The following is an 18,310-nucleotide window of genomic DNA, read 5'->3' on the forward strand; positions in this document are numbered from 1 at the left end:
AGTGCTACCTTCACACCTGTCAAAGCCTTGTAACACAAGACTCCTGTCCGACAATTGCGCCATTTTGCCGCTTTTTTGCCACCATTGCCCCCCGGATTGAATCGACCAACGGCCTCGGAAGCGGCAAAAAAGCTGTTATAAAGTTGCGCGCTAACTTATTAAGAGCCTTGCCTAATGCGTTCATTTTTCAAGACATGGCTAACCATTTGCCTTTTGATGCCACTGGCCGCCCACGCCACCAATCGTGAGCAACGTCTTCCAAACGTTAATGGTTACACCCCGAAATCCCATGCCTCTGCTCCTTCGAGCAAAGACAATAAATCCGCTAAATATGCTCCAAGCCTGGCCAGCAGCAAAAACGGCCTGGTTCCACCGATGGGCACCAAGGAAAGCAGCGACGTGCTGAGCCGCGCCGTGAACGTCCTTGGCACTCCCTATCGTTGGGGCGGCAGCAGCCCAAGCAAAGGCTTCGATTGCAGCGGCCTGGTGAAATACGCGTTCAACGACGCCACGTTCGACCTGCCACGCACCTCCAACGCCATGGCCAGCGGTCATGGGGAGAAAGTCGATCGCGACGACCTGAAGCCGGGCGACCTGATTTTCTTCAACATCAAGAGCCGTCGGGTCAATCACGTTGCCATTTACTTGGGCAACGACCGTTTCATCCACGCGCCACGCCGCGGCAAATCGGTGTCCATCGATACCTTGAAGAAACCGTACTGGGAAAACCACTACGTGGTTGCCAAGCGGGTTCTGCCGAAAGAGCCGAATCAGTTGCGGGTTGTTCAGCGCTGATTGAAGCAAGATCAAAGGATCGCAGCCTTCGGCAGCGCCTACATGGAATCGCATATTCCTGTGTAGGCGCTGCCGAAGGCTGCGATCTTTTGCTTTCAAGGCCATCAAAAACCATCCGGTGACCGCGCCTTCTCCCGCGCATGGTCACGACTGACCAACCCCTTGGTCACCAGGTCCTTCAAGCTCATATCCAGCGTCTGCATCCCCAACGACCCTCCCGACTGAATCGCCGAGTACATCTGCGCCACCTTGTCCTCGCGGATCAGGTTACGGATCGCCGATGTCCCCAGCATGATCTCGTGGGCCGCGATGCGTCCGCCGCCGATTTTCTTCACCAGGGTCTGGGATACCACCGCCAGCAGCGACTCGGAGAGCATCGAGCGCACCATCGACTTCTCGTCCCCCGGAAACACGTCGACCACCCGGTCGATGGTTTTCGCCGCCGATGTGGTGTGCAGTGTGCCGAACACCAGATGGCCGGTTTCGGCGGCGGTCAATGCCAGGCGAATGGTCTCCAGGTCGCGCAGCTCCCCCACCAGGATCACATCCGGGTCTTCCCGCAGTGCCGAACGCAAGGCGGTGGCGAAACTTCGGGTATCGCGATGGACTTCACGCTGATTGATCAGGCATTTGCGCGACTCGTGAACGAACTCGATGGGGTCTTCGATGGTGAGGATGTGGTGATGGCGATGGGTGTTCAGGTAATCGATCATCGCCGCCAGCGTGGTGGATTTGCCGGAACCGGTCGGGCCGGTCACCAGCACCAGGCCACGGGGAGCGTCGGTCATCTTGCGGAACACGTCGCCCATGCCCAGTTCTTCCATGCTCTGCACTTTTGCCGGGATGGTGCGAAACACCGCACCCGCGCCACGGTTCTGATTGAACACATTGACTCGAAAGCGCGCCAAGCCGGGCACTTCAAAGGAAAAGTCGGTTTCCAGATGCTTTTCGAAATCCACCCGCTGGGCGTCATTCATGATGGCATGGATCAGCGCCTGCACCTGCTGGTGATCCAGGGCCGGCAGATTGATGCGCCGCACATCACCGTCGACGCGAATCATCGGCGGCAGGCCGGCGGACAGGTGCAGGTCGGATGCCCCCTGTTTGGCGCTGAATGCCAGCAGTTCAGTGATATCCATAGCGCCTCTCAATTCCAGTAGAATGCCGCGAACCTTCAGACCGCTGGCGCCTCTTGATGTCCACCATAGCAGACAACATTCTTCAGGTTAGTTCGCGCATAAACGCCGCAACACTCGCCGCGAACCGCGCCGAAAACAGCGTCCGGTTGCTGGCTGTGAGCAAGACCAAACCCGCTCAGGACCTGCGTGAAGCCTACGCCGCCGGCCTGCGCGACTTTGGCGAGAACTACCTGCAGGAAGCGCTGGGCAAGCAACTGGAACTGGCCGACCTGCCCTTGATCTGGCACTTCATCGGCCCCATTCAATCGAACAAGACTCGTGCTATCGCCGAGCACTTCGACTGGGTGCATTCCGTGGATCGCCTGAAAATCGCACAACGCCTGTCCGAGCAACGTCCCGCCGATTTGCCGCCCCTGAACATCTGCATTCAGGTCAATGTCAGCGGTGAAGCCAGCAAATCCGGCTGCGCCCCGGCCGACCTGCCAGCCCTGGCCAACGCCATCAGCGACCTGCCGCGCCTGAAACTGCGCGGGCTGATGGCAATCCCGGAGCCTACGGAAGATCGCGCCGCCCAGGATGCCGCTTTCGCTGCCGTGCAAAGCCTGCAAGCCAGCCTGAACCTGCCGCTCGACACACTTTCCATGGGCATGAGCCACGATCTCGAATCGGCCATCGCCCAAGGCGCCACTTGGGTGCGTATTGGTACGGCCCTGTTCGGCGCTCGCGGCTCTTCACAAATGCATGGCCAGCCATGAGGCATGGCTGACTCTTCTCTTTATAAGGACCTGACATGAGCAAGACGCGTATTGCCTTTATCGGTGCCGGCAACATGGCCGCCAGCCTGATCGGCGGCCTGCGGGCCAAGGGTCTGGAAGCGGCGCAGATCTGCGCCAGCGATCCGGGCGAAGAAACCCGCGCCCGCGTGAGTGCTGAACATGGCATCGAAACCTTTGCCGACAACGCCCAGGCCATCGACGGTGCCGACGTGGTAGTGCTGGCAGTCAAACCCCAGGCGATGAAAGCCGTGTGCGAAGCCATTCGCCCAAGCCTCAAGCCCGATCAACTGGTGGTTTCGATTGCCGCGGGCATCACCTGCGCCAGCATGAACAACTGGCTCGGCGCCCAGCCGATCGTGCGCTGCATGCCCAACACCCCGGCGTTGGTGCGTCAGGGTGCGAGCGGCCTGTTCGCAACAGCCGAAGTGTCAGCCGAACAGCGTCAGCAGGCCCAGGAGCTGCTGTCCGCGGTCGGCATCGCCCTTTGGCTGAATGAAGAGCAGCAACTGGATGCCGTCACCGCCGTTTCCGGCTCGGGACCGGCGTATTTCTTCCTGCTGATCGAAGCCATGACCGCCGCCGGCGTGAAGCTCGGCTTGCCGGCGGACATCGCCGCACAACTGACCTTGCAAACCGCACTGGGCGCCGCCCACATGGCGGTCTCCAGCGACGTCGACGCCGCCGAGTTGCGCCGCCGCGTCACTTCGCCTGCGGGCACCACGGAAGCTGCAATCAAGTCGTTCCAGGCCAATGACTTCGAAGTCCTGGTCGAAAAGGCACTCGGCGCTGCCGCGCATCGCTCGGCCGAGATGGCTGAGCAACTTGGCCGCTAATCAGCTCTTAAAAAGGACTCAATAATGCTAGGACTCAACGATGCTGCCGTTTTCATCATTAAAACCTTGGGCAGCCTTTATCTGCTGATTGTACTGTTGCGCTTCATCCTGCAACTGGTTCGGGCGAATTTTTACAACCCGCTCTGCCAGTTCATCGTCAAAGCCACCCAACCTCTGCTCAAGCCACTGCGCCGGGTCATCCCGAGCATGTTCGGGCTAGACATGTCGTCGCTGGTGCTGGCACTGATCGTGCAGATACTGCTGATGGCGGTCATCCTCACGCTCAAAGGCTTCGAGGTTAACTGGTTGCTGATGGTGCCATGGGCGGTGATCGCCCTATTCTCGTTGTTTTTGAATGTGCTGTTCTACGCGATGATCATCAGCGTGATTCTCTCCTGGGTTGCCCCGGGCAGCCACAACCCGGGGGCTGAGCTGGTCGCGCAGATTACTGAACCGGTACTCGCCCCGTTCCGCCGCATCATCCCGAACCTGGGCGGCCTCGATATTTCGCCGATCTTCGCGTTCATCGTGATCCAGTTGCTGCAAAGCTGGCTGATCCCGCGCCTTGCGTACTATGCCTTCATGCCACAGGGTCTGCTCGGCCTGATCTGATGAGCTACTTCCGCTGGGACGGTGACGACCTGATTCTGGAGTGTCACCTGCAACCGGCAGCCCGCAGTGATGATTTCTGCGGGCTGCACGGCGATCGCCTGAAGATCCGCCTGACCGCGCCGCCGGTCGAGGGCAAGGCCAACGCGTATTTGATGGCGTTTCTGGCCAAGGCCTTTGGCGTGTCCAAGAGCCAGGTCAGCCTGATCAGCGGCGAGTTGAACCGGCAGAAACGGGTGCGAATCTGTTCGCCGAAGAAGTTGCCGGACTTGCCTGGATTGACGCGACAAAACTGATATACCGAGGCGCTGCCTTCGCGAGCAAGCCCGCTCCCACAGAGGAACGCATTCCAATGTGGGAGCGGGCTTGCTCGCGAATGGCATACCGCAATCTTAGTGAATGAAATCAGGCCCGGCCTTTGCTTGCCGCTAACCCCAGCGGTCTTTAGACTTACGCCTCATTTCAATGAGAGCAGGGTCGATGCCAGCTGCCTTTCCCCCCGATTCTGTTGGTCTGGTGACGCCGCAAGTGGCGCACTTCAGCGAACCCCTGGCGTTGGCCTGCGGACGTTCGCTCCCGGCCTATGACCTGATTTACGAAACCTACGGCACGCTCAACGCCACGGCGAGCAACGCCGTGCTGATCTGCCACGCCCTGTCCGGTCACCACCACGCCGCCGGCTACCACAGCGCCGACGACCGCAAACCCGGTTGGTGGGACAGCTGCATCGGTCCCGGCAAGCCGATCGACACCAGCAAGTTCTTCGTGGTCAGCCTGAACAACCTCGGCGGCTGCAACGGTTCCACCGGCCCGAGCAGCATCAACCCGGACACTGGCAAGCCGTTCGGCGCCGACTTTCCGGTATTGACCGTCGAAGACTGGGTGCACAGCCAGGCACGCCTGGCGGATCGCCTCGGTATCGCCCAGTTCGCGGCCGTGATCGGCGGCAGCCTCGGCGGCATGCAGGCGATGCAATGGAGCATCACCTACCCAGACCGCATTCGTCACTGTCTGGCCATCGCCTCGGCACCCAAGCTGTCGGCACAGAACATCGCGTTCAACGAAGTGGCGCGCCAGGCGATCCTCACCGACCCGGAATTCCACGGTGGTTCGTTCCAGGAACACAACGTGATCCCCAAGCGCGGCCTGATGCTGGCGCGGATGGTCGGGCACATCACCTACCTGTCCGACGATTCCATGGGCGAGAAATTCGGCCGCGGGCTCAAGAGCGAGAAGCTCAACTACGACTTCCACAGCGTCGAGTTCCAGGTGGAAAGCTACCTGCGCTATCAGGGCGAAGAGTTCTCCGGGCGCTTCGACGCCAACACGTACCTGTTGATGACCAAAGCGCTCGATTACTTCGATCCGGCGGCGAACTTCGACGATAACCTGGCCAAAACCTTTGAAGGTGCAAAAGCCAAGTTCTGCGTGATGTCGTTCACCACCGACTGGCGCTTCTCCCCTGCCCGCTCGCGGGAGCTGGTGGACGCGCTTATGGCCGCGCGCAAGGACGTCTGCTACCTCGAGATCGACGCTCCGCAAGGCCACGACGCCTTCCTGATTCCGATCCCGCGCTACCTGCAGGCATTCGGCAATTACATGAACCGCATTACGTTGTGAGAAAGCCATGAGAGCTGATCTGGAAATCATCCAGGAATGGATCCCCGCCGGCAGCCGCGTGCTCGACCTCGGGTGCGGCGATGGCGAACTGCTGACCTGGCTGCGCGACAACAAGCAAGTCACCGGCTATGGCCTGGAAAACGACGCCGACAACATCGCCGAGTGCGTGGCCAAGGGCATCAATGTCATCGAACAGGACCTGGACAAAGGCCTGGGCAACTTTGCCAGCAACAGTTTCGACGTCGTGGTCATGACCCAGGCGCTGCAAGCGGTGCACTACCCGGACAGGATCCTCGAGGAAATGCTGCGGGTCGGCCGTCAGTGCATCATCACTTTCCCGAATTTCGGTCACTGGCGCTGCCGCTGGTACCTGGCGAGCAAGGGCCGCATGCCGGTTTCCGAGTTCCTGCCCTACACCTGGTACAACACGCCGAACATTCACTTCTGCACCTTCGCCGACTTTGAAGCCTTGTGTCGCGAACGTGAAGCGAAGGTCATTGATCGGCTGGCCGTGGATCAACAGCATCGGCACGGGTGGGCCAGCAAGCTATGGCCTAATCTGTTAGGTGAGATCGGAATCTACCGCGTCAGCAGTCCGGGACTTTCCGACCATAAAGTCGCAGTCTGATCCACCCTATTTCAAGGAGAACGATCATGGGTCGTCTAGCGTTGTTTCTACTCACTGCCTGCCTAAGCGTCACCGCCATGGCCGCCGACGCCATCAAGAGCGAACGCAAGGAAACCTTCGGTGACGTGACGGTGCACTACAACACCTTCAACTCCACCTACCTGCTACCGGACGTTGCCAAGGCCGCCCAACTGACCCGTAGCAAGGATCAGGGCGTGATCAACATTACGGTGATCAAGGCCGGCACGCCGATGACGGCCGAGGTCAGTGGCACCGTCAAAGACCTGACCAGCCAAAGCTACACACTGAACTTCAAGCAGGTCACCGAGCAAGGAGCGATCTACTACATCGCCCAATACCCGGTACCCCAGCAGGAAGTCCGCACCTTCGACATCAAGGTGCAGACCGGCGACAAGATCAACTCCATCAATTTCAACCAAGAGCTCTTCCCTGGCCAATGATCAATTTCACGCAACTCGTACTGGCCAGCCATAACGCCGGCAAACTCAAGGAACTCCAGGCCATGCTCGGCGAGTCGGTGCACCTGCGCTCGATCGGCGAGTTCAGCAGTGTCGAACCTGAAGAGACTGGTTTGTCGTTCGTCGAGAACGCCATCCTCAAGGCCCGCAATGCCGCGCGCATTTCCGGTCTGCCGGCGCTGGCCGACGATTCCGGGCTGGCGGTGGATTTCCTCGGCGGCGCGCCAGGTATCTACTCGGCGCGTTATGCCGACGGCAAGGGCGATGCGGCGAACAACGCCAAGCTGCTCGACGTGTTGAAAGACGTGCCTGAAGTCGAACGCGGTGCGCAGTTCGTGTGCGTGCTGGCACTGGTGCGCCACGCCGATGATCCGTTGCCGATCCTCTGCGAAGGTTTGTGGCACGGGCGCATCCTGACCCAGGCCAGCGGCGAACACGGTTTTGGCTACGATCCGCTGTTCTGGGTGCCGGAGCGCGATTGCTCCAGCGCCGAGCTGAGCCCTGGCGACAAGAACCAGATCAGCCACCGCGCCCGCGCAATGGATCTGCTGCGCCAGCGTCTGGGCCTGAAATGACCCGTGAATCATCCGCGTCGCCGCTGATCTTCGGCGGCGATGCTCAATCGCCTCGGGCCGCCCTGCCTGTGCTGCCGCCTCTGGCGCTGTATATCCACATCCCGTGGTGCGTGCGCAAATGCCCCTATTGCGACTTCAACTCCCACACCGCCAGCCCCGTGCTGCCGGAAGAAGAGTACGTCGACGCATTGCTCGCCGATCTCGATCAGGACCTGCACGCCGTTTACGGTCGTGAGCTGAGCTCGATTTTCTTTGGTGGCGGCACGCCAAGCCTGTTCAGCGCTGAATCGCTGGGTCGCTTGCTCAAAGGCGTCGAACAGCGCATCCCGTTTGCCAGCGACATCGAAATCACGCTGGAAGCCAATCCGGGGACGTTCGAGCAAGACAAGTTCGTCGCGTACCGGAAACTTGGGATCAATCGCCTGTCGATCGGCATCCAGAGTTTTCAGCAAGAAAAGCTCGAGGCCCTGGGGCGGATTCACAACGGTGACGAAGCCGTACGTGCCGCCGGCATGGCGCGGCAGGCCGGGTTCGACAACTTCAACCTGGACTTGATGCATGGCTTGCCGAATCAGTCCCTGGACGATGCCTTGGCGGACCTGCGCACAGCCATCGCCCTGAAACCGACACACCTGTCGTGGTATCAACTGACCCTGGAACCGAACACCGTGTTCTGGAACCAGCCGCCGACGCTGCCAGAAGACGACACCCTGTGGGACATCCAGGAAGCCGGGCAAGCGCTGCTGGCTGAACATGGTTACGCGCAATACGAAGTCTCGGCCTACGCCCTGCCCGGTCGCCCGGCGCGCCACAACCTCAATTACTGGAGTTTTGGCGACTTCATTGGCATCGGTGCCGGCGCCCATGGCAAGCTCAGCCATCCGGACGGGCGCATCATTCGCACCTGGAAGACCCGCCTGCCGAAGGATTACCTGAATCCGGCGAAGAGCTTCCTGGCTGGCGAGAAAGCGCTGGGCAACGATGAAATGCCGTTCGAATTCCTGATGAACGCGCTGCGCCTGACTGAAGGCGTCGAATCGCGGCTGTACCCGGAACGTACCGGCATGACGCTGGAAAGCCTTGCTGAAGGCCGCCGTGAAGCCGAACAAAGCGGCCTGTTGCAGGTCGAACCGTCACGTCTGGTAGCCACCGAGCGCGGACAACTCTTCCTCAACGACTTGCTGCAGAAATTTCTGACATAAGGAAATCGAATGGATTTGGTACTCGACCTGCTTGCCACCGTGTCTCGCTGGAGCCGCAGCAACCTCTCGGAAATCGCCCTGGCCCTGGTGGGCTGCCTGCTGGTGCTGTTCGGTGCGGATTTCAAAGGCTGGGTCGAGCAGCGCCTGGGCAGCATCGCCGGCGCCTTGCGCGTGCCGCTGATGTCCCTGCTGTGCATGATCGGCAGCGGCGCGGCACTGATCTACGCCACACCGTGGGTCGTGCGCGGCTTGAGCCAGTTCAACAACTACAGCCTGGCACCGGTGTTGCTGGTGGTGCTGGTGTTGATTGGCGTAGTCGCTGACCGCCGCTAAAGTTGCGGCAACTTGCGCTCCATCGCTTTGATCAACGACGTGTGAGTTGCAGCCAATGGTGCAAAGCGGCTCAGCAGTTCATCAAGATGGTCGACTGAGCGCAGATACATCACACACACAAAATCATCATCCCCCGTCACCTTGTAAAAGGTGACGCACTCCCCCGTGTCCCTCAGTAGCTGCTCAACCATTGGCATCTGACCGGGATTGGAGCGCATTCGAACAATCGTCTGCAGAAGGTACCCGACCACCTCGGGATCGACATCGACGCAGTAACCCTTGATTACCGTCCTCTCCAAATGTCTGAGCCGCTCTCCACAACTGGGTGCCGAAAGGCCGACCTGTCGGCTCAACGCCTTCACCGACAGCCTGGCGTTAACGTTCAGTGCGGTGATGATGGTCTTGTCGAGTGGGTCAAGCACAGAGCCTTTTTTAATAAGGTTTTTCACATTATTGGCCTTCTGAAAACAGGTCTACGAAGGGGTAATCGTTAATCTTGTCGCCCGACAATCAAACTCATAGCACGTCGACGACTCTACTCATACACTTACAAAACAGGCAATCGACTTAATAGAATTCAACCACACAAACAGAAAATCAAGTAATAAAATGTAATAACTAAAATTAAAATTACAAAAATCTACACACCTATAGTCTCCAAAGTTCGCCTCGGAATCGCCATAAAACATTAAAACACTTAGACAATCATGACGCTGGGCTTTGAAACCCACAATGCAAATTCAAAACTTATTAGCTTCTCGATCCGCAAATCACGAAACAAACTTATCAAATACTACCCTAGTTACTTTTAGCTGAAAAAACACACGCACCACACTGTAGAGATTTTATCAAACAGGAATTACTCCCATGGAAAAAATTAGCACTCTTGAAGTTATTTCGCTTATCTCGGCCGGCGCAAATATAAGCCTTAACTCTTTAAATTTCGAGTCATCCGATCGTAAGGGTTTCGCACGCCTCGCAGCTCGCGCAAAGACTCGCATTACCTTCGCAAAAGCAGAAATGATCGAGCACCCAGAGCGACTGACGCTGATTAAGAGCGCACCTGGCCTTGTTCATTTTGATTTTTCCTGACTGAGTACGATCTCACGCTCTGAAACAGCGATAGCATTACTACTGTAGCGAGCGAGTTCATTAGCGACGATAACAGACTTAGTTAAAGATACTATGAATCGCAATTACTGCTGACTCGACCATCAATACGTCAACCTTATTTCCCCGATGCTTACTACAGCCACCCAAGATGGGGTCAAGTTTATGAAAGACTTCCGAACACTATATTTCTGCCACGACGCAGACACTCATTGAAGCCGTCACAAAGGTTTTCCTCATGAGTTTTTTGACAGATTCAGCAGTTTCTTTTTTGATAACAGCCTCTGCCTTGCTTGCAAGCCCAGGCCCCGCGACAATGGCTCTGGCGGCCAGTGGCGCAGCTTACGGACTCAAGCGATCGCTCATGTTTTATTCCGGAATCATGGCAGGGCTCGCGATTTCAATTAGTTTGGTGGCGTCAGGGATCTTTCTACTGATTCAGAAGATTCCAATCCTTGCTGCGGGGCTGGGACTGATATCGGCTGCTTACATTGTGCTGCTCGCGTGGTCGATTGCTCGAACACCACCTATCACCAGCACAACAACGGTCGCAGCACCACGATGGAATGCGGGATTTATTATTGGCGTTACCAATATAAAAGCATATGCAGTCTTTGCAGCACTGCTGGGAGGATTCCCGCTGGGACTACCACAATCATGGGATTTGGCATTCAAGATTGCTGGCTGTCTGGGGATCTGTATTACGTTTGATTTTCTTTGGCTTTGTTCCGGCAATCATTTAAGGCGATTTTTTATCCGGCCACGCTGGAATCGAGCACTCAACATTAGCTTTGCCATGTTGATGATATCCAGCGTTGCCTGGTCTCTGTTGCTCTGAGATTCAAACAGCTCGGGAGCGAACAAGCCGCTCCCGAACATTAAGACTGCTTCTCGAACTTCAAATCCCACACGCCATGCCCAAGACGTTCGCCACGGCGCTCGAACTTGGTGATCGGGCGCTCGGCCGGGCGCGGCACGCACTTACCGTCTTCGGCGAGGTTGCGGTAACCCGGCGCAACGTTCATCACTTCCAGCATGTACTCGGCGTACGGTTCCCAGTCAGTGGCCATGTGCAGAATGCCGCCGACCTTCAACTTGCTGCGCACCAGCTCAGCGAAGGACGCCTGAACGATACGACGCTTGTGGTGACGGCTCTTGTGCCACGGATCCGGGAAAAACAGCATCAGGCGATCAAGGCTGTTATCGGCCACGCAGCGGTTGAGCACTTCGATTGCGTCGCAATCGTAGACCCGCAGGTTGGTCAGGCCTTGCGTCAACACGCCATTGAGCAGCGCGCCGACACCCGGACGGTGAACCTCGACGCCAATGAAATCCTGCTCCGGCGAAGCTGCGGCCATTTCCAACAGCGAGTGGCCCATGCCGAAACCGATTTCCAGCGAGCGCGGTGCCGAGCGACCGAACACCTGGTCGAAGTCCACCGGCGCGTCGGCCAGCGGCAGCACGAACAGCGGAGTGCCCTGCTCCAGGCCCTTTTGCTGGCCTTCGGTCATGCGCCCGGCGCGCATCACGAAACTCTTGATGCGGCGGTGTTGGCGCTCGTCGCCTTCTTCCGTCTGGATTGGCGTGTCGTTCGATTCAGTCATCAATGGCTCTTACTTGATCAGACCATCCAGCGGCGAAGAGGCGCTGGCATAGAGTTTTTTCGGCATGCGGCCGGCGAGGTAGGCCAGGCGACCTGCGACGATCGCATGTTTCATGGCTTCAGCCATCATGACCGGTTGTTGGGCATGGGCGATGGCCGAGTTCATCAGCACCGCATCACAACCCAATTCCATGGCGATGGTGGCGTCGGAAGCAGTACCGACACCAGCATCCACCAGCACCGGGATTTTGGCTTCTTCGAGGATGATCTGCAGGTTGTACGGATTGCAGATCCCCAGGCCGGAGCCGATCAGACCGGCCAGCGGCATCACCGCGATACAGCCGATTTCTGCCAGTTGCCGGGCGATGATCGGGTCATCACTGGTGTAGACCATCACGTCGAAGCCTTCCTTGACCAGCGTTTCAGCGGCCTTGAGGGTTTCGATCACGTTGGGGAACAGGGTTTTCTGGTCGGCCAGCACTTCCAGCTTCACCAGGTTGTGGCCATCGAGCAGCTCACGGGCCAGGCGGCAGGTGCGCACGGCTTCGATGGCGTCGTAGCAACCGGCGGTGTTCGGCAGGAAAGTGTAGCGATCCGGCGACAGCACATCGAGCAGGTTCGGCTCGCCCTCGATCTGGCCAAGGTTGGTGCGGCGTACGGCGAAAGTGACGATCTCGGCACCCGAGGCTTCGATGGCCAGGCGGGTTTCTTCCATGTCACGGTACTTGCCGGTACCGACCAGCAAACGCGACTGGTAAGTACGACCGGCCAGGACGAAAGGCTTGTCGCTGCGAACGATGCTCATGGGAAATCCTCTGTAGGGGTGAGGTACTTGCAGAATTCTGTGGCCACTGGGCCGAGGCTGCTAGCCGCCGCCGATGGCGTGCACGACTTCGACGTTGTCGCCGTCGTTCAACGCGGTGTCTGCATGCTGACTGCGCGGGACGATATCCAGATTGAGTTCGACCGCCACCCGGCGTCCGGTCAGGTCCAGACGGGTCAGCAGGGCCGCAACGGTTTCACCGTCGGGCAGTTCAAGGGATTCGCCGTTCAACTGAATGCGCATGCCGGATGCCGCCATCATTTTTAGGGGCTGGCATTCTAGCCCGATCAGTCAGGCTGACCCAAGCCATTCGTCATGAAATGGACCGTTAAGTCAGCTCAGGCGCCAAGCGGCAAGTCCGAGGCAAAACCAGCCTACCAGGAAGGCCAGGCCACCGAACGGGGTGATGATGCCGAGCTTGCTGATGCCCGTCAGCGTCAACACATACAGGCTGCCGGAAAACAGCAGGATACCGATGGCAAACGACGCAGCAGCCCAGGTGGCAAGTCGACCGGGAATTTGCGTGGCCAGCGCTGCGATACCGAGCAACGCCAGGGCGTGAACCAATTGATAGGTGACGCCGGTGTGGAAGATCGTCAGGTACTCGGCGCTCAGGCGGTCCTTCAGGCCATGGGCGGCGAAGGCCCCGAGGCCGACACCGGTGAAGCCGAAAAAAGCGGCCAGCATCAGAAAGCCACGCAGCATGCAGAACTCCAGTCAGTTTCGATCCAAAGGGTCTGTATAATGGCCCGCTCAACGGGTTCGGCCAAGCCATCTCTATGCTGCGTATCTATTTCCGTCATTTCTCCAAGGCCGTGCTCTGGTTCATGGGTGGCAGCATATTGCTGGTGCTGATCTTTCGCGTGGTGCCGCCGCCGGGGACGACGCTGATGGTCGAGCGCAAGATCGAATCCTGGTTTGACGGCGAACCCATCGACCTGCAACGGACCTGGAAACCCTGGGACGAGATCTCCGACGACCTGAAAGTCGCGGTGATTGCCGGCGAAGACCAGAAATTCCCGGAGCACTGGGGCTTCGATATCGGCGCGATTCAGGCGGCGTTTGCCCATAACGAACGCGGAGGTTCGATCCGTGGCGCCAGCACCCTGAGCCAGCAAGTCTCGAAAAACCTGTTCCTGTGGTCTGGCCGCAGTTGGCTACGCAAAGGCCTGGAAGCCTGGTTCACCGGACTGATCGAAGTATTCTGGCCCAAGCAGCGGATTCTTGAGGTGTACCTCAACAGTGTCGAATGGGATGACGGTGTGTTTGGCGCTGAAGCGGCGGCCCGGCATCACTTTGGCGTGAGCGCCAAGAACCTCAGCCGTCAGCAATCGAGCTTGTTGGCCGCCGTACTGCCCAATCCTCGTGTGTGGAGTGCGAGCCATCCGACCGCCTACGTGGCGCGACGTGCAGGCTGGATTCGGCGACAGATGAGCCAACTGGGTGGCGACAGCTATCTGGTCGGGCTGAACGATTCGCGCCGGGCACCCTGGGCCGAATAAGACTGAAGATCCCCTGTGATGCACAAGGATCATCGACACAAACAAAAACGCCCCGATCAATGACCGGGGCGTTTTTTATTGCCTGCTCGCCAGTTACGCAGCGATCGACAACTTGAGCTTGTTCATCGCGCTCTTCTCGAGCTGGCGAATACGCTCGGCCGACACGTTGTACTTCTGCGCCAGGTCGTGCAGCGTGGCTTTTTCTTCCGCCAGCCAGCGCTGGTAGAGGATGTCACGGCTGCGGTCGTCCAGCACTTCCAGCGCTTCGTGCAGGTTGTGGTTGGAGTTGTCGCTCCAGTCCGCATCTTCCAGCTGACGGGCCGGGTCGTACCGGTGGTCTTCCAGATAGTTGGCCGGCGACTGGAATGCACTGTCGTCGTCCGCTTCGGCAGCCGGGTCGAAGGCCATGTCATGGCCAGTCAGGCGGCTTTCCATCTCGCGCACTTCCCGAGGCTCTACACCGAGGCTTTCCGCCACACGGTGGACTTCCTCGTTGTTCAGCCAGGCCAGACGCTTCTTCTGGCTGCGCAGGTTGAAGAACAACTTGCGCTGGGCCTTGGTGGTCGCGACTTTCACGATGCGCCAGTTGCGCAGGATGAACTCGTGGATTTCCGCCTTGATCCAGTGCACGGCAAAGGACACCAGGCGCACGCCCATTTCCGGGTTGAAGCGCTTCACGGCCTTCATCAGGCCGACATTGCCTTCCTGGATCAGGTCAGCCTGAGCCAGGCCGTAGCCGGAATAGCTACGGGCGATATGTACGACAAAACGCAGGTGGGCGAGCACCATCTGCCGAGCCGCCCCCAAATCCTGCTCATAATAGAGACTCTCGGCCAGTTCACGCTCCTGCTCCGGCGACAGCAATGGAATGCTGTTGACGGTGTGCACATAGGCCTCCAGGTTCGCACCCGGGACCAGAGCATATGCAGGTTGCAAAGAATTGGTCATACGAAAAAACCTCCGACTTACAAACTCGTGCAGTTCAGCACTGCGAAAATTGACCGGAAACCGAAAGACAAGTTCCCTAAAACCCAAAAACGCTGAAAGGTCAATACGAGCAAAATGATACTACTTAGGCGCAAGCTCCCTCAGGTGGCGTGCGACTGCAATCCATGCACCGATATACCCCAACAGCACCGCGCCAAGCAAGAGAGACAGACCGTCGGCAACTGGCACTCCAGCCAGCGCAAAATCACTGCCGTACAAACCGGCCAGCCCTACCACCGCGTCATTCAGCCAATCAAGGCCGAACGCCAGTACACCCCAGGACAGAATCCCCGCACCGAAGCCATACAGCGCACCCATATACAGAAAGGGCCTGCGTACATAGCTGTCAGTGCCGCCGACCAGTTTAATCACTTCTATCTCTGTGCGGCGGTTTTCAATATGAAGACGAATGGTATTGCCTATCACCAAAAGTAATGCAGAAACCAGAAGCACGGTCAGACCGAAGACAAAACGGTCACCCAGCTTGAGGATGGCCGCCAGACGCTCAACCCAGACTAAATCAAGTTGCGCCTGTTGTACCTTCGGCAGCTCGGATAGTTTTTGTCTTAATGCTTCAAGGGCCGGCTTGTCGACCTCGTTCGGCGTCACCAGGACCACGCCCGGCAGCGGGTTCTCCGGCAACTCCTTGAGCGCCTCGCCCAGCCCGGACTGCTGCTGGAACTCTTCAAGCGCCTGCTCGCGGCCAACGTATTCGGCATCAGCGACGCCAGGCATGCCCTTGATCTGATCGCGCAGCGCTTCGCCTTCGGCCGGTTTGGCCTCAAGGTCCAGATACAGGGAAATCTGCGCCGCACGCTGCCAGGAACCACCCAAACGCTCGACGTTACTTAGCAAAAGTGACAGCCCCATGGGCAAACTCAGGGCCACCGCCATCACCATGCAGGTGAAAAAACTGCCGATGGGCTGCTTGCCCAGGCGACGCAGGCTGTCCACCAGACTGGCGCGATGACTTTCGATCCAGGCGCGGAACAACGTGGCAAAGTCCGGCCCGTCGTCATCGTCGTGTTTTTTCTTTTGCGGCTGCGGATCGGCGGCCTTCGGGGCCACACGCTCGGAAACCTTGGGGCTACGTGTTGCACTCATACCGCGGCCTCCCCGTCACCGATCAATCGACCGCGTTGCAGCGTCAGCATGCGATGGCGCATACGGGCGATCAGGGCCAGGTCGTGACTGGCGATCAGCACGCTGGTACCCAGGCGATTGATGTCTTCGAACACACCCATGATCTCGGCGGCCAGACGCGGGTCGAGGTTACCGGTCGGTTCATCCGCCAGCAGCAAGGCCGGACGATGAACGATGGCGCGGGCGATGCCGACGCGCTGCTGCTGACCGGTGGACAGGTCGCCCGGGTACAAATCGGTTTTATCCGACAGCGCCACGCGCTCCAGTGCCGAGTCTACGCGCTTGGCGATCTCGGCCTTGGACAGACCCAGGATCTGTAAAGGCAACGCGACGTTATTGAACACCGTGCGATCGAACAGCAACTGGTGATTCTGGAACACCACACCGATCTGCCGACGCAAGAAAGGAATCTGCGCGTTGCTGATGGTGCTCAGGTCTTGCCCGGCGAGCAGCAACTTGCCGCTGGTCGGACGCTCCATCGCCAGCAACAGGCGCAACAGCGTGGATTTACCGGCGCCGGAATGGCCGGTAACAAACAAGAACTCGCCACGACGGACTCGAAAGCTCAGCTCATGCAAGCCGACGTGACCGTTCGGGTAGCGCTTACCGACCTGTTCGAAACGAATCATGAACGCTCCCGCTCGGCAAACAATGCCTGGACAAAGGGTTCTGCTTCAAAGGTACGCAAATCGTCGATGCCTTCGCCGACGCCAATGTAGCGGATCGGCAGACCGAATTGCTTGGCCAGGGCGAAAATCACCCCGCCCTTGGCGGTGCCGTCGAGCTTGGTCAGCGCCAGGCCGGTCAGTTCGACGGTCTGGTTGAATTGCTTGGCCTGGTTGATGGCGTTCTGGCCGGTGCCGGCGTCAAGCACCAACAGCACTTCGTGTGGTGCGTCGGCGTCGAGCTTGCCGATCACCCGGCGAACTTTTTTCAGCTCTTCCATCAGGTTGTCTTTGGTGTGCAGACGCCCGGCGGTGTCGGCGATCAGCACATCGATGCCACGGGCCTTGGCGGCCTGCACGGCGTCGAAGATCACCGAAGCCGAGTCGGCGCCAGTGTGCTGTGCGATCACCGGGATCTTGTTGCGCTCACCCCAGACCTGCAATTGCTCCACCGCCGCGGCACGGAAAGTGTCGCCGGCGGCGAGCATGACTTTCTTGCCTTCCAGCTGCAGTTTCTTCGCCAGCTTGCCAATGGTGGTGGTCTTGCCGGCACCGTTGACGCCGACGACCAGAATCACGAACGGCTTGTTCTGCGAGGTGATTTTCAGCGGCTGCTCGACCGGCTTGAGCATGGCGGCCAGTTCGGTTTGCAGGGACTTGTACAGGGCATCGGAGTCGGCCAGCTCTTTGCGCGCGACCTTCTGCGTCAGGCGCTGAATGATCAACGAAGTGGCTTCGACACCAACGTCGGCGGTCAGCAAGCGGGTTTCCAGGTCCTCGAACAGTTCGTCATCAATGACCTTTTTGCCCAGGAACAGGCTGGCCATGCCTTCGCCGATACTGGCGCTGGTCTTGGACAGGCCCTGCTTGAGGCGGGCGAAGAAACCGGCTTTGGTTTCTTCGGTGCGTACGGGCTCTGCCGGGGTTTCGGCGGGCGCCGCGATCGGCTCAGGAATCGAAGCGGGTGCAGGTGCTTGAGCAACCGGAGCAACGAACACCGGAACCTCTGGCTGGCTGACAACGGGCACAGTCTCGGCCACGACGACAGGTTCAACAATCGCTTCGACCACAGGCACATGAGCCGGTGCAGGCGTAAACGCTGCCGGAGCCGGAATCGGCGGGGTCACGTGGGGGGCCAGGTCATTTTCGACCAATGCCACCGGCTCCTCCGCCACGGGCAAGGTCAGCCATGGCTCGGCAGTCGGGGTCAGCGGCGCTTCGATAACTTCGCTGACAGGCTCAACAACGGTTTCAGCCTGCGATTGCAGTACCGGCTCGGCAATCGGCAGAACAACCGGCGCGGGCGCTTCTTCTATTACCGGGACCGGCGTCGGTACTTGATCAGGAATGGCTTGTGGCTGTTCGACGACGGGTTCCTGCGGCTTTTTGCGCAGCCATCCGAACAGGCTTTTTTTCTCGCCAGCCGCAGCTGGGGTCTTCTTGTCGTCGTTGGAACCAAACATGGAGGACGGCTATCTCACGGTAGCG

At 58.8% G+C, this 18,310-nt stretch carries 24 protein-coding genes; 14 read left to right on the plus strand and 10 right to left on the minus strand.

Going from position 1 to position 18,310, the window contains the following annotated elements:
* The first annotated feature begins 174 nt into the window (after window positions 1–174).
* Complete coding sequence (locus AABM52_RS28760) at window positions 175–795, plus strand: C40 family peptidase (protein WP_347909577.1); 621 nt, start codon at window positions 175–177, stop codon at window positions 793–795.
* Window positions 796–899: 104 nt separating this feature from the next.
* On the opposite strand, the gene AABM52_RS28765 is transcribed toward AABM52_RS28760, so the two are convergent.
* Window positions 900–1,934: a type IV pilus twitching motility protein PilT gene (locus AABM52_RS28765; RefSeq protein WP_347909578.1), complete on the minus strand. Its 1,035-nt coding sequence runs from the start codon at window positions 1,932–1,934 to the stop codon at window positions 900–902.
* A 56-nt stretch (window positions 1,935–1,990) separates the two neighbouring features.
* Between AABM52_RS28765 and AABM52_RS28770 the strand changes: the two genes are divergently transcribed.
* The 10 genes from AABM52_RS28770 to AABM52_RS28815 all read left to right on the plus strand — a co-directional run bounded on the left by AABM52_RS28770 (window position 1,991) and on the right by AABM52_RS28815 (window position 8,989).
* Window positions 1,991–2,689, plus strand: coding sequence for a YggS family pyridoxal phosphate-dependent enzyme (locus tag AABM52_RS28770; protein WP_347909579.1), 699 nt, complete (start codon window positions 1,991–1,993; stop codon window positions 2,687–2,689).
* A 35-nt stretch (window positions 2,690–2,724) separates the two neighbouring features.
* The gene (gene proC / locus AABM52_RS28775) at window positions 2,725–3,543 is read left to right on the plus strand and encodes a pyrroline-5-carboxylate reductase (protein ID WP_347909580.1); all 819 of its coding nucleotides are present in this window, start codon (window positions 2,725–2,727) and stop codon (window positions 3,541–3,543) included.
* 24 nt (window positions 3,544–3,567) lie between these two features.
* Complete coding sequence (locus AABM52_RS28780; RefSeq protein ID WP_347909581.1) at window positions 3,568–4,155, plus strand: YggT family protein; 588 nt, start codon at window positions 3,568–3,570, stop codon at window positions 4,153–4,155.
* A complete protein-coding gene (locus AABM52_RS28785) occupies window positions 4,155–4,448 on the plus strand; it encodes a DUF167 domain-containing protein (RefSeq protein WP_223460576.1) in 294 nt (97 codons plus the stop codon). The genes AABM52_RS28780 and AABM52_RS28785 overlap by 1 nt, the downstream gene beginning before the upstream one ends.
* Window positions 4,449–4,632: 184 nt before the next feature.
* Window positions 4,633–5,772 (plus strand): homoserine O-acetyltransferase, encoded by a 1,140-nt coding sequence (locus AABM52_RS28790; protein ID WP_008046479.1) that lies wholly within the window; start codon window positions 4,633–4,635, stop codon window positions 5,770–5,772.
* A 7-nt stretch (window positions 5,773–5,779) separates the two neighbouring features.
* Window positions 5,780–6,400: a methionine biosynthesis protein MetW gene (gene metW / locus AABM52_RS28795; protein WP_056726485.1), complete on the plus strand. Its 621-nt coding sequence runs from the start codon at window positions 5,780–5,782 to the stop codon at window positions 6,398–6,400.
* Window positions 6,401–6,426: 26 nt separating this feature from the next.
* Entirely contained in the window at window positions 6,427–6,861 is a 435-nt protein-coding gene (locus AABM52_RS28800) for a DUF4426 domain-containing protein (RefSeq protein WP_347909582.1), read from the plus strand.
* Complete coding sequence (gene rdgB, locus AABM52_RS28805; RefSeq protein WP_347909583.1) at window positions 6,858–7,454, plus strand: RdgB/HAM1 family non-canonical purine NTP pyrophosphatase; 597 nt, start codon at window positions 6,858–6,860, stop codon at window positions 7,452–7,454. Before AABM52_RS28800 ends, rdgB begins: the two co-directional genes overlap by 4 nt.
* Window positions 7,451–8,656 carry a radical SAM family heme chaperone HemW gene (gene hemW, locus AABM52_RS28810; protein WP_347909584.1) on the plus strand — a complete coding sequence of 402 codons (1,206 nt, stop codon included), beginning with the start codon at window positions 7,451–7,453 and terminating at the stop codon, window positions 8,654–8,656. The genes rdgB and hemW overlap by 4 nt, the downstream gene beginning before the upstream one ends.
* Before the next feature lie 9 nt (window positions 8,657–8,665).
* Complete coding sequence (locus AABM52_RS28815) at window positions 8,666–8,989, plus strand: DUF3392 domain-containing protein (protein WP_007987827.1); 324 nt, start codon at window positions 8,666–8,668, stop codon at window positions 8,987–8,989.
* Here AABM52_RS28815 and AABM52_RS28820 read toward each other — a convergent pair.
* A complete protein-coding gene (locus AABM52_RS28820) occupies window positions 8,986–9,438 on the minus strand; it encodes an Lrp/AsnC family transcriptional regulator (RefSeq protein ID WP_347909585.1) in 453 nt (150 codons plus the stop codon). The two genes, AABM52_RS28815 and AABM52_RS28820, sit on opposite strands and share 4 nt — an antisense overlap.
* A gap of 418 nt (window positions 9,439–9,856) precedes the next feature.
* On the opposite strand from AABM52_RS28820, the gene AABM52_RS28825 reads away from it, so the two are divergent.
* Window positions 9,857–10,081, plus strand: a complete 225-nt coding sequence (locus AABM52_RS28825; RefSeq protein WP_347909586.1) for a hypothetical protein — start codon at window positions 9,857–9,859, stop codon at window positions 10,079–10,081.
* Between the two features lie 256 nt (window positions 10,082–10,337).
* The gene (locus AABM52_RS28830) at window positions 10,338–10,937 is read left to right on the plus strand and encodes a LysE family translocator (protein WP_347909587.1); all 600 of its coding nucleotides are present in this window, start codon (window positions 10,338–10,340) and stop codon (window positions 10,935–10,937) included.
* Window positions 10,938–10,977: 40 nt separating this feature from the next.
* On the opposite strand, the gene trmB is transcribed toward AABM52_RS28830, so the two are convergent.
* The 4 genes from trmB to AABM52_RS28850 all read right to left on the minus strand — a co-directional run bounded on the left by trmB (window position 10,978) and on the right by AABM52_RS28850 (window position 13,230).
* Window positions 10,978–11,703, minus strand: a complete 726-nt coding sequence (gene trmB, locus AABM52_RS28835) for a tRNA (guanosine(46)-N7)-methyltransferase TrmB (protein WP_008026161.1) — start codon at window positions 11,701–11,703, stop codon at window positions 10,978–10,980.
* A gap of 9 nt (window positions 11,704–11,712) precedes the next feature.
* Window positions 11,713–12,507 carry a thiazole synthase gene (locus AABM52_RS28840; protein ID WP_008051425.1) on the minus strand — a complete coding sequence of 265 codons (795 nt, stop codon included), beginning with the start codon at window positions 12,505–12,507 and terminating at the stop codon, window positions 11,713–11,715.
* Window positions 12,508–12,567: 60 nt separating this feature from the next.
* On the minus strand, window positions 12,568–12,768 hold the full coding sequence (gene thiS, locus AABM52_RS28845; protein WP_162184594.1) for a sulfur carrier protein ThiS: 201 nt from the start codon (window positions 12,766–12,768) through the stop codon (window positions 12,568–12,570).
* Between the two features lie 90 nt (window positions 12,769–12,858).
* Window positions 12,859–13,230, minus strand: a complete 372-nt coding sequence (locus tag AABM52_RS28850; RefSeq protein ID WP_347909588.1) for a DUF423 domain-containing protein — start codon at window positions 13,228–13,230, stop codon at window positions 12,859–12,861.
* 74 nt (window positions 13,231–13,304) lie between these two features.
* Here AABM52_RS28850 and mtgA point away from each other — a divergent pair, with 74 nt between their 5' ends.
* Window positions 13,305–14,027 (plus strand): monofunctional biosynthetic peptidoglycan transglycosylase, encoded by a 723-nt coding sequence (gene mtgA / locus AABM52_RS28855; protein ID WP_347909589.1) that lies wholly within the window; start codon window positions 13,305–13,307, stop codon window positions 14,025–14,027.
* Between the two features lie 93 nt (window positions 14,028–14,120).
* On the opposite strand, the gene rpoH is transcribed toward mtgA, so the two are convergent.
* The 4 genes from rpoH to ftsY form a co-directional block, all read right to left on the minus strand.
* The gene (gene rpoH, locus AABM52_RS28860) at window positions 14,121–14,975 is read right to left on the minus strand and encodes an RNA polymerase sigma factor RpoH (RefSeq protein WP_007975386.1); all 855 of its coding nucleotides are present in this window, start codon (window positions 14,973–14,975) and stop codon (window positions 14,121–14,123) included.
* A gap of 120 nt (window positions 14,976–15,095) precedes the next feature.
* A complete protein-coding gene (gene ftsX / locus AABM52_RS28865; RefSeq protein WP_347909590.1) occupies window positions 15,096–16,118 on the minus strand; it encodes a permease-like cell division protein FtsX in 1,023 nt (340 codons plus the stop codon).
* Complete coding sequence (gene ftsE, locus AABM52_RS28870) at window positions 16,115–16,786, minus strand: cell division ATP-binding protein FtsE (RefSeq protein WP_007975383.1); 672 nt, start codon at window positions 16,784–16,786, stop codon at window positions 16,115–16,117. Before ftsE ends, ftsX begins: the two co-directional genes overlap by 4 nt.
* A complete protein-coding gene (ftsY, locus tag AABM52_RS28875) occupies window positions 16,783–18,285 on the minus strand; it encodes a signal recognition particle-docking protein FtsY (RefSeq protein WP_347909592.1) in 1,503 nt (500 codons plus the stop codon). Before ftsY ends, ftsE begins: the two co-directional genes overlap by 4 nt.
* Window positions 18,286–18,310 lie beyond the last annotated feature (25 nt).

It is taken from the genome of Pseudomonas grandcourensis (genome assembly GCF_039909015.1).
Taxonomy (GTDB): Bacteria; Pseudomonadota; Gammaproteobacteria; order Pseudomonadales; family Pseudomonadaceae; genus Aquipseudomonas; species Aquipseudomonas grandcourensis.